Genomic DNA, 26,683 nt, shown 5'->3' on the forward strand with positions numbered 1-26,683 from the left:
GTCGTACCCTTGTGCTGCCCAGTTAAACGGGAAACCCGCCGTTTAGTGAACCGCCTGGCTGGGCTGTCAATCTGAAATCGGCAGCCCAGACAGGCAGGCTCTGAAACGATAGCTCTGGGTTTCTTACAGATAGGTTCCCAAGGGGGGCATGCGTTCCAGCTGCTTCCTGCGGTTAAGCCATACGGCCAAGAACACCACGACACCGACCAGCATCGAAGCCAGGACGTACATCTGCGCTACGCGGAAATCGCTAGGGATGATGAACACGCACATATCAACGGAGAGCCAGATGCATGCGCCGATTACTACAGGCCATTCCCACTTACCCAGAGTGAAGTCATCAGGGTGGTGAACGTGCTTATGCCGAGTGAAGATGTACAGGAGTACGGTTCCGCTATAAAGCAATGCTGGGAACAACGTTGCTGCCCCTAGCAATTGTGTCAGCGCGTCGGGAACGCTGTAGAAGCTCAGCACAATCCCAACAGACACAACACATGCCAGCAAGGTCGCCCAAAGCGGGCCGCCAGTTGGGCGCGGCACGATGGAAAGTTTTTCGGAGAAGGGGAGGCGGCCATCCCGAGCCATGGCATGAATCAGCCGGCTGTTGCTGGTCATGATCACCAGTCCGCAAGCGAAGATTGCCACGCACACTACCACCAGTACGATCTTGCTGAAGACATCACCTAAGGTCATTCGGATGACGCCGGCTACCGGGGCAGAGCTGTGAGTCAACTCTTCAACATGATCGCCTAACCCCAAGCTCACGACGATCAGAAACAGGGTGCCGAGCACGCCGCTGACCAAAACGGCGTTGATCATTGCCTTCGGTACTACCTGCTTAGGGTTATGGGTCTCTTCAGCAAGATTGGCTGCAGATTCCCAACCCACCAAAGTGAACGCACCTAGCAGGCCCGAGAGCATGAAGGGGCCGAGCCAGCCGTAATAGTTGTCGTTGTGTACGATGCCGGTGGATACCAGGTTTGAAACGTTACCCCTGCCGAAGAATGCCACGGCGGCACCGATAGCGATGATCAAACCGAAGACGGCAATGACTTCGGCGCCGACTGCCATGTTGTTGATCTTGGTGAGGATTGGTGTCGACCAGATGATCAGGCCGGTCTGGATGAGGATAAGGATGAGGGTGGTGATAGCGCCCGCCGATGCGCTGTACTCCCAGCCGAGTAACGGGAACAGGGCGACTTGGGCTAACCCATAATCCACGGCAACGGTGACGATAGATAGGAAGGCGAAGCTGGCCCAGCCAAACCACCAACCAAGCACCGGGTTTACAAGGCGACTGGCCCATTGGTAGCTGAAGCCTGACAAGGGAATTTTGCTAGCCAGCAGACCGAATACTAGTGCTACCAGGATGGTGCCTAGCGTAACCACTGGCCACGTCCATATCCCGATCGGGCCACTAGAGGTCAGCATGCTGCCGTAAGTGGAGAACAATCCCGTGGTAATTGAGATGAAGGAGAACGCTACGGCAAAGGATTCGAACTTGCCTAGGGTTCTTTCGAACTGCGCTTTGTACTGTTCTTCGGCGGGTGGGCTGTCGTTGAGTTGCGCCCGAGTATTCGTTGCATTCTCAGACATCTGGATGTCTCCTGAAGTGTATTCACTACAAGCAGACTCGTCCCGATTATGATTGTCAGGGTGAGTTATTTTTATCGACGTACGCGGTATGGAAAGGAATTAAATGGTGTGGTTTTGTGTTTTTACCTCATCTTGAGCGGACATTTAAAAGCAGTGATCTGGGTAAAATCGCCCACAAGACAGAGTACAAATCTCTGCCTTGCTGACCACTGACAAAGACGGATTAGGTTATCTCCAGCTTCTGCATCGTTTCACGGCATCAGAGAATGTTTCGCGCCATTGCTGGGCCTCGGCTGGACTGATGCGAGGGCGGAATTTTGTGCTGGTGTTACGCGGAGGGTTCAGTTCGATACCGATTCCCTTTGCAGCCAATGCGGCGCAGCCAAATGACGTCAGTTCATCGAAGCGTTGGGTCACAATGCAACGCTGCAGCGCATCAGCCAAGAATTGGGCAAAGTAAGGGCTGCGAGCGAGGCCGCCATCGATGGAGAGTTGATCGGTTACGTTCAGGAACCCATCCATGGCAGAGATCACTTCGACACTGCGAAGTGCGACGCCTTCCAGCAGTGCCTGGCACATATCTTGGCGGGTGGTGCCGCCGCTCATGCCGACCCACAGTGCAGCTGCGCTGCGATCCCAATGGGGGCAAGCAAGACCTGACAGCGCTGGTACAAAAGTGAGGCGTCGCGAGATTGCAGGAGGCTCGTCAAAGCCAGCGAGTTCGGAAAAATCGCTGAACAGCCCGAGACGCCCAGCCCATTCCACTGCAGCACTCGCATCATAAACGCCACCGTCCATTGCATAGGTGGGCTTGCCTGCTATCTGCCACGCGATCGTTGCCAGCAATCCTTTCTCTGGTGCGCGAATGATCTGGTCGCCTGTAACGGTTAGAGCAAACGCACCGGTGCCAAAAGTGATCTTGGCATCTCCGCCAGTGCGGCAACCGTGGCCATAGAGCGAGGCCTGCTGGTCGACGATCGACGCGGTCACCGGAGTAACGCCAATTTCTCCAAAAAACCCAACTGTGTCGCGGATCTCCGGCAGTGTTTCCATTGGAACGCCGAACAACTCGCACAGCTCGCTATCCCATTGGCCGGTGGCAAGGTTCATCAGGGAAGTGCGTGATGCTGTTGTTACATCAGTGGCAAACACTCCAGTCAGGCGATCCAGGAAATAGGCGTCGGTAGTGCCTAGGCGCAGACGGCCGGCCTTCAGCGCACTCTGCGCTGCCGGCAGATTTTGAACGATCCAGGCCAACTTGCTAGCCGAGAAATAGGGGTCCAGGGCAAGGCCGGCTTTCTCCAGCGTCAACGACTCTGCCCCAGTTGCGCGAAGTCGGCTGATTTCGGGTGCGGTACGGTTGTCTTGCCACACGATTACAGGGGATAGTGGCTCACCGGTTTTTGCGTCCCACGCCAGGCAGCTTTCACCTTGGTTGGCGATACCGATTGCATCGACTTTTCCGGTTGCTTCCAAGCAACGCTGCAGGTTGTTCAGCAGCTCGATCGGGTCGTGCTCCACCCAGCCGGGATGCGGATGGTGCTGTTGATGACGCAGCGATTGTTGAATGTCGGCAGAACCATTCTGGGTCACGACAAGAACGCGCGTACTGGTAGTACCTTGGTCGAGAGCGGCGATACGCATTTTTTTGTAGTCTCCTCGGCTATCTTCTTACTCGCCGACAAAGTCGACTTCGATCTGCTGCACGCCCTTCGGCACATTCAATGATGCAATCGGGACGAGTATTCGGCGCTCAGGTAGAGCAGAGGTAGTACGTGACCACAGCTCTTTCCCGTCTGCTGTAATTAGCAGGCGACCACGTGTAGCGCGGTTGACGCGCATCTGCAGGTTCTTCATGCCTTCAACGGGTGATAGGGTTAGGCGCTGAGGTACGCAAAGCTTGAGTTGCCCTTTGCAAAGGATCTCTACGCTCTGGCCAGGGGCGGGCAATTGGCCACGAATGTCACGGACAATCAGGGAGGCGATCTTTCGGCCTTCACGATATGACCATCCTGCGGTTTCAATTGGGCGCAAGAGATTGCCGGCAGCGAAATAGGCGGGGTCAGAACACCTGCCATACTGGTCAATGACTGGGCCGCCGCTTTTCAAATCAAGTTTGAGATCGCTCAGTCGTACCAGGCTGGACTCAGGGGTGAAGCGCCCGGTCAAGAGCACGCCATCACATTCAAATTCGCGAATGGAGCCATCTGCCATTTTGACGCTGGCACCTTCGACACGTCCTGTACCATGAATCTCATGCAGTTGCGCACCAAAGTACATAGGTACACCGCAGAGCCGAGGGAACAGGGAAAGCGGCCAGCGCGCAGTAGCGCGGCGGTTCGCCTCGATCATCGCGACGGGCTTGATGCCCGCTTTGCGACAGCTGAGAACGGAGGACAGGCTTACCAGCTCGGTGCCCACAATTAGCGGGCGCTCAAAAGGTTTTAGATGTTCCAGATACACGTACGACTGAAAGGCTCCAGTGTTGATGACGCCGAGAGGACGGTCACCGCCCACCAGTCGAGCTGAGCGAGGCGTTTCACGGGCGCCGGTTGCGATCAGCACGCGCTTGGCTTGAATCTGCATCGCTCCTTTAGGGCTTACTACATCAAGTTGGCCATGAGAGCCCAGGCGGGTCACCGAATGTAGCACTCGAATGTCTACACCGGCTTTCTTGGCCTCGTTGACGTTACGCTTGGCATAGTCTGGCCCTGTATAGATTCGACCATACTCCCAGAATCCGAAAGGCGGGTGACCACAGTGGCGGGGAATGCCGCCAGCCTCTGGCTCTCGCTCGATCACAACTACCTTATCAATGCCTTGTTTGCGCAGTTCGATAGCTGCAGAAAGTCCCGACGGGCCACCACCGATGATGGCGACGTCTACGTTTTCGATGTTAATGGGACTCATGGCAAACACCTGTAGCAAGAGGAATGGCAAGATGGCCGGCGCTCAGCTCAGCAACCCTCGCCCCACAATAGAATCCTTGGCAGCGTCCCATGCACGCGCGGGTTCGGCGCTTGAGTCCGCCAATATCGCCAGGTGGGAGAGGGCTTTTTAGCGCAGCTTTGATCTCCCGGAGCGTGACCATTTCGCAGTGGCACACAATCTCTTCATAACCTGGATTCTGGTAGTCGCGTGGCAGGTGCTCAGCGAGGTTTGGCATGGTTGGCCACATCATGTTAGTGGGGGCTATATGCTCAAAGTCGTAGAGGCTGAAGACGTATTTGGCGATACCCAGTGCTGCGGTAAGACCCGTCGAGCGAATGCCGCCAACCGTGATCCAGTTTTTCCCATCGACCTTACGAACCCGATACTCTTTCTTTTCTGAAGCAGGTCGTAAGGCCGCATAGGTAGCAGTTACTGGCATACCTTCGAGAGCTGGAATGCGTTCAACTGCAGCGTCTACCAGTTGCCCGAGAGTCTCGCTATCTAGGCGAGCATAGATACGGTCGTCCTGCTCTTCTGCAGTCGGGCCTACCAGCAAGTTGCCATACACTGTTTTGGTCAGCACGATGCCTTTGGTGCGCTCATTCGGTACAGGCAGCACGATGTTCGACAGATAGCGTGATGCTGCCTTATCGAAGACCACAAACTGGCCCTTGCGTGGGTGAATGGAGAAGCTGGACTCGCCTAGAAGTTTCTCCTCGAGGATGTCTCCAAACAGGCCGGCGCAGTTGATGACAGTTCGGGTAAGGAACACGCCTTGGGACGTCTCCAATCGCCATGTGCTGCCATCAAATTGACCGCCAAATACCTCGGCGTTGAACTGGGTTTTGCTGCCCAGCATCATCGCTTGCTGTAGATAGCCCAATGGCGCAGACCAAGGATCAATCAAGAACTCGCCCGGTACTTCAGCAGCGCCCAGAGCGTGGTTAGCAAGGTGGGGCTCTAGGGCCCGAACGCGGGCGCGGTCAATGACCTTGACGTCAGCAACGCCGTTATCATGAGCTTGTTTAACGATACCTTGCAGTTTCGACAGATCCTCTTCACTCCATGCAACGACCATTGCTCCTGCCTTGAGCATCGGAAGATTCATCTTGGAGTGGATGTCCAGATACTCCTGGTAACCATCCTGCATGCAACGCAATTCGAGACTGTCACGGGGAGCGTCGAAGCCGGTGTGAAGGATTGCGCTATTGCCTTTGCTAGCACCCGACAGAATGTCGGAGCTCTTCTCCAGAAGAAGCACGCGGGCGCCTTCCAAGGTGAAACGTCTCACCATTGCGCATCCCACAACGCCGCCGCCGACAACGACGACGTCGTAGACATCGGTGTGATTAGGTAATGGTTTTGTCATGTTATTGCCTGTAAGGGATAAATCAGCCATGCCAATGCAGGTGCATCCCATATGCCACTGACTGAAATGTTGTTTTTTTGACTGATTCTGGTAGGTGGTCAGTCGATTGCGAGCGATCGCAGTAAGAGAGGGTCGATCACCGGCTAGTGGGTATAGTCCTTGAATTATCGGCCCTATCGGGATTTTTAAGGCATCTGGAGCACCTCAAAATTCTGCTGGGAAGAATTGCCCGATTTGAGTTCTTGTTAATCTATTCGGTCAATTTGGGGGGGCAGTCATCAAACTGTGGTATCAGTCACTCTGCATTAGGTTGATACCGTGCTACACGATAATGGTGCGCATGTTACCCATTCACACTTATTTGCCTTGGCCTATCTGCGTTTTTGGCTTTGACTACCCATGGAGTGACCCCAAATTTGTGGAAGTTTAGATTGGCAGTCCACATTTTTTAGGTGCGTTGATACGAGGTTTCGGTCACAAATTTTTATTATTGATGACTGAAACGTTGCTTTTTTTCATAATTCCCACAGGTAAAAGTGACATCGGCACAAATGGTGCGGCTTTCTCATACCCACCAGCCTGGGCTGTGCCCTATTAAGCGAGATGTCACTGCTATGCATCGCAGAACCAAAATTGTTGCCACGCTTGGCCCCGCCACCAATACGCCAGAAATGATCGAAGGCCTGATCAAGGCCGGTGTCGATGTCGTTCGCCTGAATTTTTCCCATGGGTCTGCAGAAGACCATATGGGGCGTGCCTCACTGGTGCGTTCATTGGCCGCGAAGCATGGTCGCTTTGTCGCAGTGCTGGCCGACCTACAAGGCCCCAAGATCCGGATCGCTCGCTTCGCTGATACGAAGGTCATGGTAGCCAAAGGTCAGACTTTCACGCTCGACGCTCTACTTGGTCGGGACGAAGGGGATTCAACTCGAGTAGGTATCGACTACAAGGCGCTGATCACTGATAGCCGCCCTCACGACATTCTGCTCCTGGATGACGGCCGGATTGAGTTGGAGGTTCAGGAAGTACTTGAGAGCTCTTTGGTCTGCACCGTGTTGGTGGGAGGGCCTCTCTCGAACAACAAGGGGATCAACCGGAAAGGAGGTGGTCTTTCCGCAGCAGCGCTGACTGAAAAAGACCGTGAGGACATTAAAACTGCAGCTCTGATGCAAGCCGACTACTTGGCGGTTTCTTTCCCGCGTGACGCTGAGGACATGCATCTTGCGCGAAAACTGATGCTGGAGGCGGGGGGTCAGGCAGGCCTGGTCGCAAAAATCGAGCGCGCTGAAACCGTGCAGGATACAAATATTCTGGACGCCATCATTGAGGCTTCCGATGGCGTGATGGTCGCACGCGGTGACCTTGGCGTTGAGATTGGTGATGCCGAGTTGGTCGCCGTCCAGAAACTAACCATCGATAGAGCTAGAACGCTCAATCGGGTGGTAATCACAGCGACCCAGATGATGGAGACGATGATCACCCAGTCGCTTCCAACGCGGGCGGAAGTGTTCGACGTTGCAAATGCTGTTTTGGATGGTACCGATGCAGTGATGCTGTCAGCCGAAACTGCAGCGGGCGCTTATCCAATTGAGACCATTGAGGCGATGAACAGGGTGATTTTAGGCGCTGAAAAACACCCTTTGGCTCATCGCTCCAAGCACCGGATGAACGAGGTTTTCCACCGCATCGATGAGTCGATAGCGATGTCAGCGATGTATGCCGCGAACCACCTGGCTGGCGTGAAGGCAATCATCTGCATGACCGAGTCCGGTGATACACCGCGACTGATGTCCAGAATTCGTTCGCATCTTCCTATTTTTGCGTTCTCTCGTAATCCACGTACCCAGAACCGAGTAGCGCTTTTCCGTGGCGTAAGCACAGTGCCATTCGATGCAGACAGCATTCCTACAGATGAAGTGAATCAACGAGCCATCGATGAGTTGCTGCATCGAGGTGTGGTTGCTGAGGGCGATCACGTGCTGATCACCAAGGGCAGCTACCTGAATGCGCAAGGCGGAACAAACACCCTGCGCATTGTGCGTGTTGGCGATCTCATCACCTGAGAGGAGTGTTACATGACCGACCTGAGTAACAGTGCCGCTGCACATCGACGTGAACATGATCTCCATGATGAAGGTGAATGGCCGCGTGATTTTGACTTTCGCGTGCAAGTGGCAGAGCAGCAGGAACTGCTAGCCCCAGACTCTAAAACCGCAACCCATATAGCTCCGTTGGTACCGTCTGTGAAAAAGAACACCCTGATCCAAAACGTATTCGCCCGCGAAATCCTGGACTCTCGTGGTAACCCTACAGTTGAAGCCGTAGTCACACTTGAATGTGGCGTGGTGGGGGAAGCGAGTGTTCCGTCCGGTGCGTCGACTGGGTCTCGTGAAGCCCTCGAGTTGCGCGATGGCTCATGGCGCTACCATGGTAAGGGCGTAATGCGCGCCGTGGAGAACGTTAACAATCCCATTCGAGAGCGGATAATTGGTTTAGACGCGCTGAGTCAGCGTGTGATTGATCAGGCCATGATTACCCTTGACGGAACTGACTCGAAATCTATTCTCGGTGCGAATGCAATCTTAGCGGTATCGCTGGCAACGGCCAAGGCCGCTGCTGCGGCTCTCAACATCCCGCTCTACGAACATCTGGCTTCGCTGTACAGCACAGAGCAGCGGATGGCGATGCCGGTTCCAATGATGAACATCCTCAACGGTGGTGAGCACGCTGATAACAACATCGATATTCAGGAGTTCATGATCCAGCCCGTCAGTGCCACAAGCTTCCGTGAAGCACTGCGTATGGGTGCTGAAATTTTTCACTGCTTGAAGAAGGTGCTGAACGAACGTGGTCTGAACACTGCCGTGGGCGATGAGGGCGGGTTCGCCCCGTCTTTGTCGTCTAACGAAGAAGCCTTGGTCGTCATCAAGGAAGCTGTAACCCTATCGGGCTACGAGCTTGGGAAAGACATTACTTTGGCCCTGGACTGTGCTGCGTCTGAGTTCTTCAAGGACGGTCGCTACGTATTGGCAGGGGAGGGCAAATCTTTCTCTTCCGTTGAGTTTGCTGAGTACCTGGTGGGCCTGTGTGATGCCTACCCGATTGTCTCCATTGAAGATGGAATGGACGAGAGCGATTGGGATGGGTGGGCATACCTGACCAAACGTCTGGGCAGCAAGGTGCAACTGGTCGGCGACGACTTGTTCGTTACCAATACTCAAATCCTGAGTGAAGGTATCCAGCAAGGCATCGCCAACTCGATCCTGATTAAGTTCAACCAGATCGGTAGCTTGAGTGAGACCTTTGATGCTATCCGCATGGCGCAGAAAGCTGGTTACACAGCGGTGATCTCCCACCGCTCTGGCGAAACCGAAGACACCACCATCGCCGACCTCGCTGTCGCTACCGGCGCGGGGCAAATCAAAACCGGTTCACTTTGCCGCTCTGATCGCGTGGGCAAGTACAACCGCCTTTTACGCATCGAGGAAGCACTACTCGCGCGTGCTCCATACAGTGTCGAACTCCTGCTCTCTCGTAAGTCGTGAGTGGGGGATGAACATGGCTAACAAGCTTGTTATCGGCAATTGGAAGATGAATGGCTCCCGCAAGAGCAATGCTGAATTGTTGTCCAAGATCCTCGCGCCGCTGGAGCGATTGGAGAGCGTTGACGTCGCGATCTGCCCTCCATTCATCTACCTCGAGCAACTGGCAAATTTGGTCGTCCAGTCGTCAATCCAGTTGGGTGCTCAGGACCTGAATCAGGCTGAGCACGGGGCGTTCACCGGAGAGATCTCAGGGGCGATGCTTCGAGACTTCGGTTGCCATTATGTCCTGGTCGGCCACTCCGAGCGCCGTAGCCTCTACGGTGAGGGCAATGATTTGGTGGCCACTAAATTCCAAGCGGCACTACGATCAGGGCTGACGCCTGTGTTGTGCGTGGGTGAGACGTTGGAACAGCGCCGTAAGGGCGTAACCCTGGAGGTGGTGAATAAACAACTTCAGGCTGTCCTCGACCTTCTTGGCGTGAATCAACTTGGCGGTGGAGTGTTGGCATACGAACCGGTATGGGCGATCGGTACGGGGGAAACCGCTACGCCTGAGCAGGCGCAAGAAGTACACCGTCATATTCGCCAGTACATCGCTGAGAACAACTCTGAGGTAGCACGCACAACTCGGATTCTCTATGGCGGTAGCGTCAAGGGGGATAACGCCGCCGAGTTGTTCGCTCAACCTGACATCGATGGTGGCTTGGTCGGTGGTGCATCGCTGGATGTGCACTCGTTCCTCTCAATCTGCAAGGCGGGTCAGCCCCGGCATACCTGATTGTATTCGCACGGCGTGGCCTGCTGATAGGCCGCTAATCTTCAACACATTCCAAGAGAAATCCAAGATGACCACGCACCGCTTAGCCAACCTTTTTCCCTCCTTGAATGATATCCCTGAGGCCTACCGGCTGGGAGCTCCCGTGGAGCAGCGCGAGTACCTTGTGGGTGGGCAGCTCCAGCATTGGTCGGGCAGCCTGCTGAAGGTCACCAGCCCGGTTTACCTTTCCACCCCAGAAGGTGATCAACAAGTCGTTCTAGGCAGCTTTCCTGAGATGGATGCTGATGCTGCCCTCACTGCCTTGGACGCAGCCGTCAAAGCTTATGACAACGGTCAAGGTGAGTGGCCTACTATGCGAGTTGCTGAGCGCATTCGCCATGTCGAAGCTTTCCTCGCCAGGATGCGTGAGCAGCGTACCGCGGTGGTCAAACTGCTGATGTGGGAGATCGGCAAGAATCTTAAGGAATCCGAGAAAGAGTTCGACCGTACCTGTGATTACATTGTCGATACCATCAACGCACTGAAGGATCTGGATCGTCGCTCCAGCCGCTTCGAATTGGAGCAGGATACCCTTGGGCAAATCCGCCGTGTGCCGCTGGGCGTCACCCTGTGCATGGGCCCTTACAACTACCCACTGAACGAAACCTTCACCACACTGATTCCGGCCCTGATCATGGGTAACACCGTGGTCTTCAAGCCAGCCAAGTTCGGCGTGCTCCTGATTCGCCCGCTGCTTGAGGCCTTCCGCGACAGTTTCCCCGCTGGCGTTATCAACGTGATTTACGGCAGTGGCCGTGAAACCGTGAGTGCCCTCATGGCTAGCGGCAAGGTCGACATCTTCGCCTTCATTGGCACGAACAAGGGCGCGAGTGCTCTCAAAAAGCTGCACCCGCGTCCGCACCGTCTGCGAGCTGCGCTGGGGTTGGATGCAAAAAACCCAGGCATCGTTCTTCCGGAAGTGGATTTGGATAGCGCGGTCAACGAAGCAGTGACCGGTTCTCTTTCCTTCAATGGTCAGCGCTGCACTGCCCTCAAAATTCTCTTCGTGCATGAAGACGTGGTCGATCAGTTTCTCGAGAAGTTCAACCACCAGCTTGCCTCTCTCAAGCCCGGTATGCCTTGGGAACCAGGCGTTGCATTGACGCCACTGCCTGAACCCGGCAAGGTTGATTACCTCAATTCGCTGGTCGCTGATGCCCAAGAAAAAGGTGCTCGCATCGTCAACGAAGGCGGGGGTGATGCTCGCGGCTCATTCTTCCTCCCTGCAGTTTTGTACCCGGTCTCCACGGAGATGCGGATCTACCAGGAAGAGCAGTTCGGCCCGTTGGTACCGGTAGTTCCATATCGTGATCTGCAGACTGTAATCGACTATGTCTTGAACTCTGACTTCGGTCAGCAACTGAGTATCTTCGGCACCAACCGCGCTCAGGTCGGTCGCCTGGTTGACGTGTTCGCTAACCAAGTCGGTCGTATCAACCTCAACACCCAGTGCCAACGTGGCCCGGATTCCTATCCCTTCAACGGTCGCAAGAATTCCGCGGAAGGGACACTTTCCGTGCATGACGCCCTGCGCGTGTTCTCGATCCGTACCCTGGTAGCCACCAAGTTCAATGAGCAAAACAAGGAACTGGTTAGCGACATCATTGGTAACCGTGAATCGAGCTTCCTCACCACTGACTACATTTTCTGAGTGAGTACCTAAGATGACCACCTGCACACTGATCATCCTTGATGGGATCGGTGTGCGGGCGGAGGTAGAGTCTAATGCCTTTGCCGCTGCCCGCACGCCAACCTTGGACAGCTTGTTACAACGCTACCCACACAGTCTGATAGCAACATCGGGCTTAGCGGTTGGTTTACCTGACGGCCAGATGGGCAACTCCGAGGTTGGGCACATGAACCTGGGGGCGGGCCGAATCGTGTATCAAAACTTCACCCGTATCAACAAAGCCGTAGAGGACGGTTCCTTTGCGAACAACCCGGCCCTTATGCAGCTATTGAGTGGGACGCGAGCCCGTGGCGGTGCGATACATGTAATGGGGTTGCTCTCACCTGGTGGCGTTCACAGTCACATAGATCAGATAATCTCTGGTTGCCAGATTTTTGCTAAGGCGGGGATTGAGCGGCTGTACGTGCATGCATTTCTGGACGGTCGTGACACGCCTCCAAAAAGCGCAGGGGAATCGATAGCTGCGCTTGAGCATGCGCTGGCGGAGCAGCAATGTGGTCGAATCGCGACAGTGATTGGGCGGTATTTTGCGTTAGATCGAGACAAGCGCTGGAGTCGTGTGGAGTCAGCCTATCGGCTGATTACCCTAGGTGAAGCCCTGCACCATGCTGAATCCGCCGGCGACGCCCTCGACGCGGCGTACGAGCGAGGTGAGTCCGACGAGTTTGTCCAGGCTACCCGGATCGGATCGGCAGAGCCGATCGGTGAGGATGACGCGATCATCTTCATGAATTTCCGCCCCGACCGGGCACGCCAGCTATGCGAGGCTCTGATCTCACCGATCTTCGAGGCATTTCCACGGCTTAAGGTAATCCCCAAAAACCGTTTGCTGACACTGACTCAGTATGCCGACGACTTGGACGGTCCTTGCGCATTTCCACCAGAACCGATTAGCAACAGCCTGGGTGAGTACTTGGCAGGGCTCGGAAAAACTCAGCTCCGAATCGCTGAAACAGAAAAATATGCTCATGTCACATTCTTCTTCAACGGCGGTCGGGAGGAACCTTTTGATCGTGAGCGTCGAGTTCTGATCCGTTCACCTCTCGTCACGTCCTACGATCTGCAGCCAGAGATGAGTGCGTACGAACTGACGGGTAGCCTGGTCGCCGAAATACTCAGCCGCGAGCATGATCTTGTCGTCTGCAACTATGCCAATGGTGACATGGTTGGGCATACGGGTTCGTTTGATGCTGCAGTGAAGGCGGTGGAGGTGTTGGATGAATGTTTACGCCAGGTGGTAGAGGCAACCCTTAAGGTGGGAGGGCACTGTCTGATTACTGCTGATCATGGCAACGTCGAACAGATGAGCGATCCTCTGAGCGGTCAAGTGCATACGGCGCATACTCTGAATCCTGTGCCGTTGATCTACGTGGGTAACGAATGCAACGCTTTTGATTTAGTGGATGGCCGCCTTTGCGATATCGCACCCACTGTTCTCGAGCTCATGGGACTGGCCCCGCCCAGCGAAATGACTGGCAGAAGCTTGATGCAGTCAAAAGCCTAGTCATGCACTAAAAGCTACTTGCTCGTGGTGTCTTCGCCGTTGCGATAACGCTGGCTACCTGTGTGAAGTAGTCCGGGCCAGCGTGTGCGACTACCAACACTTTAGTGGCTTGGGCCTCGGCGCCATTGGCCGTTGATCAGCAGTTGCAGGTTTTCTTCATACATTGGCAGGTTCCTTTTTTCGTAAGGTGTGAATCATCAGGCTCTGTAGAACGAGGCGGTGGAGGGCGCCAGTGGTTGCTTGCCTCGGATTCGATCCGCGATCTTTTCCGCCATCATCATGATCGAGGCGCTGAGGTTGGCAGTGACCGAGTGCGGCAGGATCGAGGCATCGACGATCCGCAGTCGGCGCATGTTGTGGACCAGGCCCTCGGTATCCACCACCGAGTTGGCGTCGGCCCCCATCCGGCAGGTGCCGGCTGGATGGAACGAGGTTCCGGTGTTGGCGCGCACGAACTGTTCAAGTTCCGCGTCGCTGCGCGCACCAGCACCAGGTGAAAGCTCTTCGCCCCTGATGCCATCCCAGGCCGGCTGCGAAATGAGTTCGCGGGCCAGGCGGATGCCATCGATCATGTCCTGGCGGTCCTGGCGGGTGCTCATGTGGTTGAACACGATGTGCGGTGCTGCGCCAGGGTCGGCAGAGCGCAACGAGACCTGGCCACGGCTTTGCGGGCGTGACAGGTCGAGCCAGAACTGGAAGCCCGGTATGGCGATGAGCCGGCCATTCTTCAGCTGGCGTGTCAGCGGCAGGAACTCGAACTGCACGTTCGGGTAGTCGACGTCCGGGCGAGTGCGCAGGAACGCGCCAGCTTCAAAGAAGTTGGTGGCGCCCAGGCCTGACTTGAACAACAGCCACTGGGCGCCGAGCTTGGCCTGGCCGACTGGCCCGAGCTGGGACACCAGCGAATCTTCAAGCTTGGCCGAATACTGCACGTTGATGCCGGGATGGTTCTCGAGGTTCTTGCCGACCTCGGGCAGGTGCAGGCGCGGCTCGATGCCGTGGCGGCGCAGCATGTCGCTGTCGCCGATGCCGGACAGCATCAGCAGCTTGGGCGAGTTGAAGGCGCCGGCGCACAAGATTACTTCGCGGCGGCACAGGATGTCGTGGGTAACACCGGCGTGCTCGACCTTGATACCAATGGTGCTGTCGCCGTCGAACAACAGCCGATGGACGAGGGCATGGGTCATGATCTCGAGGTTGGGGCGCTTTTCGGCAGGGTGCAGGTAGCCGCGTGCCGAAGACCAGCGCACGCCATCATGGACCAGCGCCTGGGCAATGTGCAGGCCTTCCTGGCGGTAGCCGTTGTGGTCTTCGGTGACGCTCAGGCCGGCTTGCTCGCCGCCCCGCAGGAAGGTGTCGTAGAGCTTGTGCTCGGCCTTGCAGCGGCTGATGCGCATGGGGCCATCGCCGCCGCGCCAGTCATTGGGGCCGTCGGCGAAGGTTTCCATGCGTTTGAAATAAGGCAGGCAGTGGGCGTAGCTCCAGTCCGTCAGGCCGTGCGCCGCCCAGGCATCGAAGTCGAGCGGGTTGCCGCGGTTGAAGATCATCGCATTGATGGATGAGCTGCCGCCCAGCACCTTGCCGCGCTTCTCGTCGATGACGCGATCGTTCAGGTGCGGTTCGGGGCCGGATTCGTACTGCCAGCCAAGTTTCTTGCTGGAATAGGCGAAGGGAAGGGCGGCCGGCATATCGATGATCAATGAACGATCGCGCCCACCCGCCTCGACCAGCAGCACCTTGGTTTCAGGGTCTTCGGAAAGGCGCGAGGCGATGATGCAGCCTGCCGAACCGGCGCCGATGACGATGTAATCGTATTCCACATGAACCTCTCAGGTGATATCAGCCAATGAAGCGCGGCTGCACTAACTCCACTAGCAGCGCCTTTATGATCGGTTCAGGGATTCCAACTCGCCATCAAAGTCAGTTCATGGCGTTCTCCGATCAGTGAAAAATGGGCGACGAACACCCTCGCATCAAGGAGATTTTGGATACCTGTCGTAATGACGCAATGCGCAGCGTACGGCGGCCAAGTCGAATGCAGAGCCTCCTACGCACTTGAACATGCGCGGCCGTTGAAAGTCGATATGTCCCTCGATAGCGTCGGCAAGGGTGCAAATTTTCGACCAATCAACTTCTGCTTGCAGGTAATCGCCGGCCTCCCGTCGCCCTCCGTTGGGCTCATCGATGAATAACTGGCTGCCATTGACGACACCAGGCGCGTACTCAGCCATCTCTGGCAAGAAAGCGCCGACCCCGATCAACAGGCGGTCCTTCATGGGTTGTTCGTGATAAATCGGTGAACGAGCAGTGGTAGTCGTGATGACCACGTCTATCTCATCGAAACCACTCGAGTACAGCGGTCGAACCGAGAGCGGACTGCCGCGGTGCTGTTGGCAGAACGCCTCGCTGAGCTCAGCTGTGAGGCCTTTAATTTGTACCGTGGCGGTGGGGTAGAGCGCCTCTAGTGCTTGCAGATGTCCAGCTGCCTGAGCACCGGTGCCAATGATCGCCACTAGAGGCGATTGGGTACGTGAGAGCAATTGCATTGCCACCATCGACAGCGCTGCAGTTCGGCGCGCGGTGACCGCGATGCCGTCGAGTTGCGCCACGGGGCGGCCGGTGACTACGTCCCATGCAGTGACCAACCCGTGAATGCTGGGCAGCCCAGACGCGGGGTTGTCTGGCAGGTAGGTGACCAGCTTGTGCACACCGAGGTCATGGCTTGTGCAGGGCAATGACGACATCTGGCCGTTGGTGCCATAAGCCAGAATCTGGCGTTCAGGGCAGTCGATTTTGTTGTCGCGCAGCTCGATGACCGATGTACGAATTTCGTCGCACAGCGTATCGAAAGGGAGCGCTTCTATCGTGGCGCGATGGTCGAGCAAAAGGGGACTGAAAGTGGACGATGCTGCTATAGCTTGCATGCCGAAGACTCCGTTGTCTCGGCACCCGCACGGGTGCGTTGGACTGAACCGTCGATCTCGAGGAAATGAGCCGGGCGTAGCGCCCGGCTCGCGCCTGTTAAAGGTCTTTGGCGAGGCGAAGCCCGTCGAAGATGGCCGCATGGGTATTGCGCGCCGATACTGCGTCGCCGATTCGGAACAGTTGGAAGTTACCGCCCGGATTGCGGATGACCGACTGGGCAATGCCACCGATCAATTGATCGTGGGACATTTCCCCGAGGTTGCTGGAATGTGGCTTGAGGTCGAAGTAAATGTCATCCAGAGGAATGGTGCCGTGGTTGACGATTACTTGGTCAACGACACGCTCTTGATCGACACCGCCATAGTCGCTACCGATATGCGCAACCAGCTTGTCGCCCCGACGCTCGACTGCAGTGAGGCGGTAGGTCACGGTGAACGTGACATTAGGTTTTTGCAGCGTGCGCATGTAAGGCACCAGGTTCATCGCCATGATCTCGGGCGAGAACGACCGGTCTGGCGTCATGATTTCCAGGTTCGCACCGGTGCTAGCGATGAACTCGGCCGCTTGCAGGCCGGGGTGATCGCCGGCGTCATCGAAGATCAGCACATTCTTGCCAGGCTTGATATCGCCAGAGATGATCTCCCAGGCAGAAGTCACCAGATCATTGCCGCTGATGAGAATCTCGGTGTGCGGTAGGCCGCCAGTGGCTACGATGACCACATCAGGGTTCTCGGCCAGGATCGTGTCCGCTTCAGCCCATTGGTTGAAATGGAACACCACACCAAGCTGCTCGCATTGGGCCATGCGCCAATCGATGATGCTGATCATTTCATGGCGACGCGTGCTTTGCGCGGTCAGACGAATTTGCCCGCCCGGGTTGTTTGCGGCTTCATACACAACCACGTTATGCCCACGCTCGGCACTCACGCGCGCAGCTTCCAGGCCGGCCGGGCCTGCACCGATAATGACAACCTTGCGCTGACGAACCGCCTTCGGAATAACGTGCGGCATCTCCAGTTCGCGGCCAGAGGCGGCGTTGTGGATGCAAAATGCAGCGCCACCCTGGTAGATCCGGTCGAGGCAATAGTTGGCACCCACGCACGGGCGAATATCGTCCTCGCGCTTTTCGCGAATCTTGCGCACCAGGTGCGGGTCAGCCAGGTGCGCACGGGTCATGCCTACCAGGTCGACCTTGCCGGTAGCTACCGCGTGACGGGCAGTGGCTACATCCGGGATTTTCGATGCATGGAATACTGGGAAGCGAGTTGCCGCACGAATCTCACCCGCGAAATCCAGGTGAGGTGAGTTAGCCATCCCCTGAATCGGAATGGTGTCGGTCAAGCCTGCATCAGTGTCAATATGCCCGCGGTTGACGTTGAGGTAATCGAACATGCCGCTGTCTTTGAGCATGTGCGAGATGGCCAGACCTTCCTCTTTGCTCAAGCCGCCATCAATGACCTCGTCGGCGTTGTAGCGCATACCTACGATGAATTCGTTGCCGACCCGTTTGCGTACTTCCTTGACCACTTCAAAGGTAAAACGCAGTCGGTTTTCCAAGCTGCCGCCGTAGGGGCCATCCAGGTCGTTGGTCATCGGAGACCAGAACTGGTCCATCAGATGGCCGGCAGCAAACAACTCGATGCCGTCCATGCCACCCGCCTTCATGCGTTCGGCGGCATCACCGTAATCTTTGATGATGCGCTCGATATCCCATTCTTCGATTTTCTTGGGAAAAGCACGGTGTGCTGCTTCGCGCTTGTGAGAAGGGGACACCACAGGCAGCCAGAAGCCTTTGTCCCAACGTGTGCGACGGCCAAGGTGAGTCAACTGAATCATGACTGCGGCGCCTTCTTCGTGAACTGCGTCAGTCAGGTCCTTTACCCAAGGCACCACTTCGTCCTTCCAGACCAGCAGGTTGTTGAAGACGGGGGGGCTGTCCTTGGAGACGGATGCTGAACCTGCAGTCATGGTCATGGCTACACCGCCGCGCGCACGTTCCACATGGTATGCCCGATAGCGTTCCTTGGGCATGCCATCTTCCGGGTACGCCGGCTCGTGAGAGGTAACGATGATGCGGTTGCGCAAAGTGAGGTGCTTGAGCTGGAAGGGCTGCAGCAAGGGATCGTTTGACATTTTGTTTTTGTCCAGTGGTGTCACGGTGAAGCCAGATTAGGAAAAAATGTACATCAGTGTCAATAAGGTGTTCATGTATGTCTTCTGAGTGTTCGGTGGTGTATATTTTTCTTGCGAAGCGTGAAACGGTTTGTTAGAAATTGACCAAAGATCGCCAGCTCACACGCGCTCCGTTGGGTGAGCTGGTGCCGAAGGCAGGCACCAAGCTTGTGCCATGAGTCGGGAGTCAGGCCGTGCTAGCGAAACGATGGGCCCAGGCGCAACCGTGGGCTGTAACAACAAACACTCCAAGCGAAAGCGCTGCGCTTTTGGGGTGTGGGCTGGCGCAGTCAAGGCCAAGGCAATCAGGCATACTCTCGAGCAGGCGAGGTCATGCGGCAGTGGCGGTTAACAGCGAGTATCAGTGCGCAGGTAGTGACGATGAGGCCTCGTATGACACAACTTTGGAGAATGTAGTGAACGATACGGGTTGGCGCGGCTCACCAGAGGTCTGGATTGGTGCCGCCTACGAGGCGTTTCTCGAATCAGGCGTCGAGGGTGTGAAAATCATGCCTTTGGCCAAGAAGCTCAATCTCTCCCGCACAAGCTTCTATTGGTTCTACTCCGATAGAGAAGCACTGCTGGATGGATTGGTCGCACTTTGGCGCGAAAAAAACACTGGCAGTGTCATCAAACAGGCTAATGCCTACGCGGACACGTTGGTGGAGGCGATGCTCAATGTCTCGGATTGTTGGTTCAGCGATGAGGTATTTGATTCACGCTTCGAGTTCGCAATGCGCAGTTGGGCGTTGCATTCACCGTCAATTCAGGCCGAAATTCAGGCTGCTGACGAGCAGCGCCTGGAGGCACTGCGGCAGATGTTCGCACGTTTCGGGCGCGAGCCTATCAACGCCGACGTCAGCGCACGTGCGCTTTATCTGGTTCAGATCGGTTATATCACCATGCAAACCCATGAAGACATGGCTGTTCGCATGGGGCGGATTGCCGAATACGTTCGGTTGTTCACCCATCTGGTACCGACCGATCGGGAGCTCGAAAGATTCTTCTCGCGACATAACTTTTCTCAGGCTTTGCTGGCGACGGCCTGATAAAAGTTAACCAACGCTGAGTTTAAAGTCGCCCCCGTCGACGCTTGATGCGAGCGACTCCCTTTTCGTATTTGCGTGCGTTGCCGCGAGGGGCGGTTGCGTGCCCCAAAAAGCTACACCTGTTCACCCGGGTGCTCGCTGTATGACGCCGTTGGCCATGGATGGCGAAACTTTCAAGTGCGTATAACGCTTGCAGAACTGGCCAGAGAAAATGAGGAAATAACATGAATAAAAAGATGACTGCAATTGTGGTGTCGTTGATCGCAGCAAGTGCGGCAAACGCCAACGCGGATTGTGGAGAGGTCACCATCGCGAGCATGAACTGGAAGAGCGCGGAGGTCTCCGCCGAACTCGACAAGCTCATTCTCAATGAAGGCTATGGTTGCGATGCCAACATCGTGGTAGGCGACACCGTCCCCACCATTGTCTCGATGGCTGAAAAAGGTCAACCGGATATTGCCCCGGAAGCCTGGATCGATATGTTGCCCGAGGTCGTGAAAAAAGAAATCGATAAAGGCAAGCTGGTCAAGGCTGCGCCTATTCTTTCCAACGGTGGTGTAAACGGATGGTGGATTCCGAAGTACTTCGCTGAAGCACATCCAGACATCAAGACCATCCAGGACGTGCTCAAGCATCCAGAACTGTTCCCAAATCCTGAAAACCCCAAGCAGGGCGCCGTGTTCAATGGGGCTCAGGGCTGGGCCGGCACTGTTGCGACTGCACAATTGTTCAAAGCCTACAAAGGCGAAGAGGCTGGTTTCAAACTGGTCGATACCGGTTCGGCGGCAGGCCTGGACGGTTCGCTGATCAATGCCTACGAACGCAAGGCCGGATGGGTGGGCTTCTACTGGGCGCCTTCAGCCCTGCTCGGCAAGTACGCCATGGTCAAGCTCGATCACGGCGCACCGTTCGACAAGAACAACTGGGATAATTGCATCACCGTCAGTACTTGCCCGGACCCAAAACCTACTGCCTGGTCGAGTGACCGCGTTTACACCCTGGTGTCTGATCGTTTCGCTAAAAAGGCAGAGGCTGATGTAAAGGGCTATCTCGATAAACGCTCATGGTCGACCGAAACCATCAGTGCGCTGATGGCCTGGATGGATGAAAACCAGGCATCAGGTGAAGAGGGGGCACGGTATTTCCTGAAAAATAACGAAGCGCTGTGGACGCAATGGGTCACTCCGGAAGCTGCCGCGCACATCAAGCAATCGCTGTAACATAAAAATAATAACTAACAAAAAAATACTTGCTGCTGCCAGTAATAACAAAAAACCGATGGCCGAGTGCCAGGAGGAATAATGGACTGGTTTGATAAGTTTCCGCATATGGACGACGAGTCCTTGCGAACGTTGAAGAAAACCATCGACGAGGGCTTTCGATCTTTCACACGTGCTTACGGTAATGGCATCGAGGATCTTTTCACCCCCTTGAAAGTTTTTCTGAGTTTTACCGAGCGGCTGATGATCCAGACGCCTTGGCCCATCGTCATCGCCGTGATCCTGTTGTTGGTGTGGTTTGCCAGCCGTAGCCACAAGGTGGTTATTGGCGCGTTGGTGGCGTTGCTGGCCATTGGTTACTTCGACATGTGGGAAGACACGATGCGCACTGCATCGATGATCTTCGTCTGCACAATTCTATCGGTAGCGTTAGGGATTCCTATCGGTATTTGGATGGCACGCTCTGACCGGGTGCAACGGATTATCAACCCGGTGCTGGACATCATGCAGACGATGCCGAGCTTCGTGTATCTGATCCCGGTGGTGATGTTGCTGGGAATCGGTAAGGTGCCAGGCTTGATCGCCGTGGTCATCTATTCGATCCCACCGATGATTCGACTTACCAATCTCGGCATCCGTCTGGTCGACAAGGATGTGCTGGAGGCCGCAGACGCCTTTGGTTCTTCAAGTTTTCAGAAGCTACGCAATGTTCAGCTGCCGTTGGCGTTACCAACCATTATGACCGGCGTTAACCAGACCATCATGATGGCCCTGGCCATGGTCGTGGTTGCCGCGATGATTGGCGTACAAGGGCTTGGGCAACCCGTGCTGAAGGCGATCTCAAACCAGTACTTCACCCTCGGTATATTCAACGGTCTGGCCATCGTTGGATTGGCCATCGTCTTCGACCGTGCCACCCAGGCATACGGCAAGCGAATCCAGAAGCACATGGAGAACCAGCATGGCTGATCAACGCTTTTCCGGGATCAGGATCAACGGCCTTTACAAGATCTTTGGTTCACACCCCGAGGATTACATCGACGCGGTGAAGACTGGGCTGTCTAAAACTGACCTGTTGAATAAGCATGCTCACGTTCTCGGCCTGCGCGACATCAACCTGGATATACCCTCTGGCTGTATTCAAGTGATCATGGGGTTGTCCGGATCTGGCAAGTCCACGCTTATCCGACACATCAACCGCTTGATCGATCCCACTGCTGGCGAAGTGCTTGTTGACGGCGTAGACATCGTCAAAATGAACGAGCAAGCGCTGCGCGAGTTTCGTCGGCAGCAGACGGCCATGGTGTTCCAGAAGTTCGCACTGTTGCCGCACCGCACGGTGCTTGAGAACACGGTTTATGGCCTCGAAATCCAGGGCATGCCGCGCAGCAAGAGCAACGACATCGCAATGCGTTGGCTTGAGCGAGTGGGTTTGAAAGGCTTCGAACAGCGCTATCCCAACCAGCTCTCCGGCGGTATGCAGCAGCGTGTGGGCTTGGCCCGTGCGTTGGCCAACGATGCTCCGGTGCTACTCATGGACGAGGCCTATTCGGCGCTTGACCCATTGATTCGAGTCGACATGCAGAGCGTGCTGCTGGATATCCAGAAGGAAATCAAGAAAACCATCGTATTCATCACCCATGACTTGGACGAAGCGCTGCGTCTTGGCGATCAGATTGCCATTTTGCGTGACGGAGAGATCATCCAGCAGGGTTCCAGCCAGGACATTGTTCTTAGGCCGCAGGATGAGTACATCGCGAACTTTGTGCGTGAGGTCAACAGAGGTCGCGTGGTCCAAGTGGATGCAGTGATGACCCCGTTCCAGCTTGGCCATAAGGTCAGTGGACCGACGATTGCGTCTGGTACCTCATTGGAAGAGGCCGCGCAGCTGCTTTGCCGGTGGCCGGACGGTGAAGTTGCCGTCACTGGCGCGAACGGCGAGCGTCTGGGTTTGATCAATCTACGCCGTGTAGTCGAGGCGATGGTGTGCTTCCAGAACCAGCCATTGAATGGTCTGGCTGGCGCCACACCCGATTCAGGGGCTCAAGCTGTTTCCTGATGATTCTTGTTGTGCCTGCGAAACCTTGCCGGATATCCATGGTGAACGCCGTGGCCATCCGGCTTTTTTTATTGTGAGAGAGATAAAAAGGAGCAGGTCTTGGGCGGTTGCGTGCGGGGAGGTTGCAAGGCGCGTGGGCGAGAGGTGTGCGGCATCGGGCGATGCCGCAGCGGGGTGTTACTCAGCGTTGAAGCAGTAGGCGGCGAGTTTGTTGCCGTCCAGGTCACGGGCGTAGGCTGCATAGGCGTTATCAGTCCAGCTGCGTGGGCCCGCTGCACCTTCGTCCTTGCCACCGGCTTTGATGGCCGCTTCGTGGAAGGCGTCGATGGCTGCGCGGTTCGGGGCCTCGAAGCTGACGGTCACACCGTTGCCAACGCTTGCCGGTTGGCCGTTAGCAGGCTTGAGGACAAAGAACGATGGTTTGTCGATGCCCCAGATGGAACCGTTGTCACCCAGATCTGTGATGCGCTTGAAACCCAGTTTGCCCAGCACTTCGTCATAGAACTTACGGGCTTTGGCCAGATCGTTGGTGCCGACGGTCACATGGGTGTAGATGGACATAGGTATCTCCTTACGTTGTGGATGGCCAGAGGCTCTTGGAAAAAAGTGCCGGCCACTCCGGCACTTGGGAATCTAGAAGTGCACAACCGAGCGAATGCTCTTGCCTTCGTGCATGAGCTCGAAGGCTTCATTGATTTGCTCCAGACCCATGGTGTGGGTGATGAACTTCTCGAGCGGGATTTCGCCTTTCTCAGCCTTGGCGACATAGGAGGGCAGTTCGGTGCGCCCTTTCACGCCACCGAAGGCCGAGCCGCGCCACACACGGCCGGTCACCAACTGGAAGGGACGAGTACTGATTTCAGCGCCTGCTGGTGCGACGCCGATGATGGTCGATTCCCCCCAGCCCTTGTGGCAGCACTCCAGGGCGGCGCGCATCAGCTGTACATTGCCGATGCATTCGAAGGAGTAATCCACGCCGCCGTCAGTCAACTCGACGATCACATCCTGGATGGGACGGTCATGTTCTTTCGGGTTGACGAAGTCCGTAGCGCCGAGCTCTCGAGCGATGTCGAACTTCGTCGGGTTGATGTCGATGGCGATGATGCGCGAAGCCTGGGCCATGCGTGCGCCGATGATCGCAGCCAGGCCGATACCGCCCAGGCCGAAAATGGCCACCGTAGCGCCAGCCTCGACTTTGGCGGTGTTGAGTACTGCGCCGATACCGGTGGTGACACCACAGCCGAGCAGGCAAACCTGTTCCAACGGCGCGTCCTTGGGGATCTTGGCCAACGAGATCTCTGGCAGCACGGTGTACTCAGAGAACGTCGAACAGCCCATGTAGTGATAGATCGGCTTGCCCTGATAACTGAACCGGCTGGTGCCGTCGGGCATCAGGCCCTTGCCCTGGGTAGCGCGCACGGCCTGGCAGAGGTTGGTTTTGCCGGAGGTACAGAATTTACATTGCCCGCATTCGGCGGTGTAGAGGGGGATGACGTGGTCGCCAACAGCCAGCGAGGTCACACCTTCGCCGACTGCTTCGACAATGCCTCCGCCTTCGTGGCCGAGGATGCAGGGAAACACACCTTCCGAGTCCTGGCCCGACAACGTGTAGGCATCGGTATGGCAAACGCCGGTGGCCTTGATTCGCACCAGCACTTCACCCTTCTGCGGAGGCTGCACGTCGACTTCTACGATTTCCAGGGGGTGGTTGGGGGCAAAAGCGACTGCCGCACGAGACTTGATCATAAAAACGGGTACCTGCCTGCTGTGTTTATGTACGAGGTACCCACGATAGGAAAAGCAGTGATGGATTGTTCAAAGATGTGGCAACGATTCCGGCCATTCACGCACAAAATCGGGCCAAATCTGGCAAGAGGTAATGCGACATGATGAATAAAGATGAAACGACGTTACGGCGAGTGGATATCGTGGTGTATCCAGAGTTCAAGTCATTCGAAGCCATTGGTCCCATGACGGTGTTCACCTACGCCAACAAGCATCTGCAAGCCATGGGCAAGCCACCGGGTTACGCGCTGCGCATCGTCGCCAGTCGGCCTGGCCCGGTGATTTCCGACACGTTGATGAGCCTTGAGGCCACCCACGGGCTGAGCGAGACCGATCTAGCCCATTCCGTCTTGTTAGTGGGCGCTCACGAAATTGAACGCATTGTCCAGGAGCAACAGGAACTGGTGGACTGGGTGCGCCGAGTGGCGCTGAAGGTCGATCGTTTCGCTGCCCTGTGCTCCGGTGCCTTTTTCCTGGCCGCCGCAGGGCTGTTGCATAATCGTCGGTCCACCACCCATTGGCGCATGGCCGATACGCTGGCTCGCAAATATCCCACTACCCGGGTAGACGTCGATTCGATTTTCATTCAGGAAGGGCAGTTGTGGACATCGGCCGGCGTGAGCGCCTCAGTCGACTTGGCCTTGGCATTTGTAGAGGCGGATCATGGCCATGAGTTGGCGTTACAGGTGGCGCGTGATCTGGTGATCTTTCTGAAACGCCCCGGTGGGCAATCGCAGTTCAGCGCGAACCTCACTTCTCAAATGACACAATCTTCAGATATGCGTGCAGTCCAGCAGTGGGTGCTGGATAACCTGGAACACAAGATCAGTGTTGCCAGCATGGCTGAGCAGGCGGTAGTCAGCTTGCGGCATTTCAGGCGGATTTTCACGCGCGAGGTGGGTATGAGTCCGATGGAGTTCGTAGAGCGTGCAAGGATCGACAAGGCAAGACGGCTGCTGAGTGAAAGCGAGCTGCCGTTGAAAAGCGTGGCGTTCCGCTGCGGTTTCGCCACACCCGACCAAATGCGCCTCGGGTTTCGAAAGTTTCTGGGTATCAGCCCCAAGGAGCACCGTGAGCGGTTTCTCGGTAACCGCCAGGTGCCAGGCTAAACATCAACCAGCGTTGCCTGCGCGGCGCTGGGCAAGCTCACAGACTTCCGACCAACCTGCAGGGAACGTGAACTGCAATGGATCTGGACCGAGCCGCTTGTCGATGTTCATGCTCGCGATGGCGGCCATGTCCTGCTCATCCAGTGCAAAGTCAAACACCTGAATGTTTTCTTCAATACGCGCCGGAGTGATGGATTTCGGTATAGCGATGACGCCGTTCTGAATGTGCCAGCGCAGAATGATTTGAGCGGGTGTGCGCCAATGCTTTTCGGCGAGACCGAGCACGATGGGATGGTTAAAGGTTTGACCTTGGCTCAAGGGGCTCCATGCTTGAGTGGCGATATCCAGTTTTGCATGGGCACAACGTAAGCAGGGCTGCTGGAGCAGTGGGTGAAGCTCGATCTGATTGAGTGCGGGCTTCACGCCCGTGGCATTGATGATTGTGTGCAGGTGGCTTTCATCGAAGTTGGAAACACCGATCGAGCGCGCCTTGCCTTGCGCTTGGGCTTCGATCAGGGCGCGCCAGGTATCGATGTATTTGCCAAGGCCAGGTGCAGGCCAATGTACCAGGAGCAGGTCGACAGTCGATAACCTCAAGCGGGCCAGGCTTGCTTCCAGCGCCCGGAGCGTCGAATCGTAGCCTTGGTCCGCGTTCCAGATCTTGGTCGTGATGAATACTGACTCGCGGGGTAGCCCGGCATCCTGCATACCTAAGCCCACACCCTCTTCGTTGCCATAGATTGAAGCCGTGTCGATGTGTCGGTAGCCGTGGCGCAGTGCATGATTCACAGCCAAGCGCGCGTCGACCTTGGACACCTTCCACACGCCAAGCCCGAGCTGAGGGATGGCTTCGCCATCGTTGAGCAGTAACGTTTGGTGAGTGGTCATGAGTTGTTGAGTCCGCGTCAGTGC

At 56.1% G+C, this 26,683-nt stretch carries 20 protein-coding genes; 10 read left to right on the forward strand and 10 right to left on the reverse strand.

Translation table 11 applies throughout. From position 1 onward, the window contains the following. Positions 1-123 precede the first annotated feature (123 nt). From OO306_RS03755 to OO306_RS03770, 4 genes are all read right to left on the reverse strand, one after another. Positions 124-1,596 (reverse strand): amino acid permease, encoded by a 1,473-nt coding sequence (locus OO306_RS03755; protein WP_265967755.1) that lies wholly within the window; start codon positions 1,594-1,596, stop codon positions 124-126. A 228-nt stretch (positions 1,597-1,824) separates the two neighbouring features. After that, positions 1,825-3,240 carry a glycerol kinase gene (locus OO306_RS03760; RefSeq protein ID WP_265967756.1) on the reverse strand — a complete coding sequence of 472 codons (1,416 nt, stop codon included), beginning with the start codon at positions 3,238-3,240 and terminating at the stop codon, positions 1,825-1,827. A 27-nt stretch (positions 3,241-3,267) separates the two neighbouring features. Then, positions 3,268-4,506 (reverse strand): NAD(P)/FAD-dependent oxidoreductase, encoded by a 1,239-nt coding sequence (locus OO306_RS03765; protein ID WP_265967757.1) that lies wholly within the window; start codon positions 4,504-4,506, stop codon positions 3,268-3,270. Continuing rightward, positions 4,493-5,896 carry an NAD(P)/FAD-dependent oxidoreductase gene (locus OO306_RS03770; RefSeq protein WP_265967758.1) on the reverse strand — a complete coding sequence of 468 codons (1,404 nt, stop codon included), beginning with the start codon at positions 5,894-5,896 and terminating at the stop codon, positions 4,493-4,495. Before OO306_RS03770 ends, OO306_RS03765 begins: the two co-directional genes overlap by 14 nt. A gap of 614 nt (positions 5,897-6,510) precedes the next feature. Between OO306_RS03770 and pyk the strand changes: the two genes are divergently transcribed. The 5 genes from pyk (at position 6,511) to gpmI (ending at position 13,452) form a co-directional block, all read left to right on the forward strand. Further along, positions 6,511-7,959, forward strand: coding sequence for a pyruvate kinase (gene pyk / locus OO306_RS03775; RefSeq protein ID WP_265967759.1), 1,449 nt, complete (start codon positions 6,511-6,513; stop codon positions 7,957-7,959). Positions 7,960-8,139: 180 nt separating this feature from the next. After that, positions 8,140-9,441, forward strand: a complete 1,302-nt coding sequence (gene eno, locus OO306_RS03780; RefSeq protein WP_265967854.1) for a phosphopyruvate hydratase — start codon at positions 8,140-8,142, stop codon at positions 9,439-9,441. A 13-nt stretch (positions 9,442-9,454) separates the two neighbouring features. After that, entirely contained in the window at positions 9,455-10,219 is a 765-nt protein-coding gene (gene tpiA / locus OO306_RS03785; protein ID WP_265967760.1) for a triose-phosphate isomerase, read from the forward strand. A 67-nt stretch (positions 10,220-10,286) separates the two neighbouring features. After that, positions 10,287-11,909: an NADP-dependent glyceraldehyde-3-phosphate dehydrogenase gene (locus OO306_RS03790; protein ID WP_265967761.1), complete on the forward strand. Its 1,623-nt coding sequence runs from the start codon at positions 10,287-10,289 to the stop codon at positions 11,907-11,909. A gap of 13 nt (positions 11,910-11,922) precedes the next feature. Then, positions 11,923-13,452, forward strand: a complete 1,530-nt coding sequence (gene gpmI, locus OO306_RS03795; RefSeq protein ID WP_265967762.1) for a 2,3-bisphosphoglycerate-independent phosphoglycerate mutase — start codon at positions 11,923-11,925, stop codon at positions 13,450-13,452. 197 nt (positions 13,453-13,649) lie between these two features. Here gpmI and OO306_RS03800 read toward each other — a convergent pair whose 3' ends face one another. The 3 genes from OO306_RS03800 to OO306_RS03810 all read right to left on the reverse strand — a co-directional run bounded on the left by OO306_RS03800 (position 13,650) and on the right by OO306_RS03810 (position 18,510). Continuing rightward, positions 13,650-15,272, reverse strand: coding sequence for a choline dehydrogenase (locus tag OO306_RS03800; RefSeq protein WP_265967763.1), 1,623 nt, complete (start codon positions 15,270-15,272; stop codon positions 13,650-13,652). Positions 15,273-15,425: 153 nt separating this feature from the next. Then, positions 15,426-16,376 carry a delta(1)-pyrroline-2-carboxylate reductase family protein gene (locus OO306_RS03805; protein ID WP_265967764.1) on the reverse strand — a complete coding sequence of 317 codons (951 nt, stop codon included), beginning with the start codon at positions 16,374-16,376 and terminating at the stop codon, positions 15,426-15,428. 97 nt (positions 16,377-16,473) lie between these two features. Beyond that, positions 16,474-18,510 carry an NADH:flavin oxidoreductase gene (locus tag OO306_RS03810; RefSeq protein ID WP_265967765.1) on the reverse strand — a complete coding sequence of 679 codons (2,037 nt, stop codon included), beginning with the start codon at positions 18,508-18,510 and terminating at the stop codon, positions 16,474-16,476. A gap of 455 nt (positions 18,511-18,965) precedes the next feature. Here OO306_RS03810 and OO306_RS03815 point away from each other — a divergent pair, with 455 nt between their 5' ends. The 4 genes from OO306_RS03815 to OO306_RS03830 all read left to right on the forward strand — a co-directional run bounded on the left by OO306_RS03815 (position 18,966) and on the right by OO306_RS03830 (position 22,877). Then, positions 18,966-19,598: a TetR/AcrR family transcriptional regulator gene (locus OO306_RS03815; protein WP_265967766.1), complete on the forward strand. Its 633-nt coding sequence runs from the start codon at positions 18,966-18,968 to the stop codon at positions 19,596-19,598. A 224-nt stretch (positions 19,599-19,822) separates the two neighbouring features. Continuing rightward, the gene (locus OO306_RS03820) at positions 19,823-20,818 is read left to right on the forward strand and encodes a glycine betaine ABC transporter substrate-binding protein (RefSeq protein ID WP_265967767.1); all 996 of its coding nucleotides are present in this window, start codon (positions 19,823-19,825) and stop codon (positions 20,816-20,818) included. Positions 20,819-20,899: 81 nt separating this feature from the next. Continuing rightward, positions 20,900-21,787 (forward strand): proline/glycine betaine ABC transporter permease, encoded by an 888-nt coding sequence (locus tag OO306_RS03825; RefSeq protein WP_265967768.1) that lies wholly within the window; start codon positions 20,900-20,902, stop codon positions 21,785-21,787. Further along, positions 21,780-22,877 (forward strand): glycine betaine/L-proline ABC transporter ATP-binding protein, encoded by a 1,098-nt coding sequence (locus OO306_RS03830; RefSeq protein WP_265967769.1) that lies wholly within the window; start codon positions 21,780-21,782, stop codon positions 22,875-22,877. The genes OO306_RS03825 and OO306_RS03830 overlap by 8 nt, the downstream gene beginning before the upstream one ends. A 177-nt stretch (positions 22,878-23,054) precedes the next feature. Here OO306_RS03830 and OO306_RS03835 read toward each other — a convergent pair whose 3' ends face one another. Both OO306_RS03835 and OO306_RS03840 read right to left on the reverse strand, forming a co-directional pair. Further along, entirely contained in the window at positions 23,055-23,438 is a 384-nt protein-coding gene (locus tag OO306_RS03835) for a VOC family protein (protein ID WP_265967770.1), read from the reverse strand. 72 nt (positions 23,439-23,510) lie between these two features. After that, positions 23,511-24,623, reverse strand: a complete 1,113-nt coding sequence (locus OO306_RS03840) for an S-(hydroxymethyl)glutathione dehydrogenase/class III alcohol dehydrogenase (RefSeq protein WP_265967771.1) — start codon at positions 24,621-24,623, stop codon at positions 23,511-23,513. A 140-nt stretch (positions 24,624-24,763) separates the two neighbouring features. On the opposite strand from OO306_RS03840, the gene OO306_RS03845 reads away from it, so the two are divergent. After that, on the forward strand, positions 24,764-25,771 hold the full coding sequence (locus OO306_RS03845; RefSeq protein WP_265967772.1) for a GlxA family transcriptional regulator: 1,008 nt from the start codon (positions 24,764-24,766) through the stop codon (positions 25,769-25,771). Positions 25,772-25,774: 3 nt separating this feature from the next. On the opposite strand, the gene OO306_RS03850 is transcribed toward OO306_RS03845, so the two are convergent. Further along, a complete protein-coding gene (locus OO306_RS03850) occupies positions 25,775-26,659 on the reverse strand; it encodes an aldo/keto reductase (RefSeq protein WP_265967773.1) in 885 nt (294 codons plus the stop codon). Positions 26,660-26,683: the final 24 nt, after the last annotated feature.

This window comes from Pseudomonas sp. DCB_AW (assembly GCF_026240895.1).
Lineage (GTDB): Bacteria > Pseudomonadota > Gammaproteobacteria > Pseudomonadales > Pseudomonadaceae > Aquipseudomonas > Aquipseudomonas kermanshahensis.

Coding starts and splice junctions, on each gene's coding strand:
- OO306_RS03840 (WP_265967771.1), bottom strand. CDS start 24,623: ATGATCAAGTCTCGTGCGGCAGTCGCTTTTGCCCCCAACCACCCCCTG.
- tpiA (WP_265967760.1), top strand. CDS start 9,455: ATGGCTAACAAGCTTGTTATCGGCAATTGGAAGATGAATGGCTCCCGC.
- OO306_RS03845 (WP_265967772.1), top strand. CDS start 24,764: ATGATGAATAAAGATGAAACGACGTTACGGCGAGTGGATATCGTGGTG.
- gpmI (WP_265967762.1), top strand. CDS start 11,923: ATGACCACCTGCACACTGATCATCCTTGATGGGATCGGTGTGCGGGCG.
- OO306_RS03790 (WP_265967761.1), top strand. CDS start 10,287: ATGACCACGCACCGCTTAGCCAACCTTTTTCCCTCCTTGAATGATATC.
- OO306_RS03850 (WP_265967773.1), bottom strand. CDS start 26,659: ATGACCACTCACCAAACGTTACTGCTCAACGATGGCGAAGCCATCCCT.
- OO306_RS03810 (WP_265967765.1), bottom strand. CDS start 18,510: ATGTCAAACGATCCCTTGCTGCAGCCCTTCCAGCTCAAGCACCTCACT.
- OO306_RS03755 (WP_265967755.1), bottom strand. CDS start 1,596: ATGTCTGAGAATGCAACGAATACTCGGGCGCAACTCAACGACAGCCCA.
- OO306_RS03770 (WP_265967758.1), bottom strand. CDS start 5,896: ATGACAAAACCATTACCTAATCACACCGATGTCTACGACGTCGTCGTT.
- OO306_RS03825 (WP_265967768.1), top strand. CDS start 20,900: ATGGACTGGTTTGATAAGTTTCCGCATATGGACGACGAGTCCTTGCGA.
- OO306_RS03760 (WP_265967756.1), bottom strand. CDS start 3,240: ATGCGTATCGCCGCTCTCGACCAAGGTACTACCAGTACGCGCGTTCTT.
- OO306_RS03765 (WP_265967757.1), bottom strand. CDS start 4,506: ATGAGTCCCATTAACATCGAAAACGTAGACGTCGCCATCATCGGTGGT.
- OO306_RS03805 (WP_265967764.1), bottom strand. CDS start 16,376: ATGCAAGCTATAGCAGCATCGTCCACTTTCAGTCCCCTTTTGCTCGAC.
- pyk (WP_265967759.1), top strand. CDS start 6,511: ATGCATCGCAGAACCAAAATTGTTGCCACGCTTGGCCCCGCCACCAAT.
- OO306_RS03830 (WP_265967769.1), top strand. CDS start 21,780: ATGGCTGATCAACGCTTTTCCGGGATCAGGATCAACGGCCTTTACAAG.
- OO306_RS03820 (WP_265967767.1), top strand. CDS start 19,823: ATGAATAAAAAGATGACTGCAATTGTGGTGTCGTTGATCGCAGCAAGT.
- OO306_RS03835 (WP_265967770.1), bottom strand. CDS start 23,438: ATGTCCATCTACACCCATGTGACCGTCGGCACCAACGATCTGGCCAAA.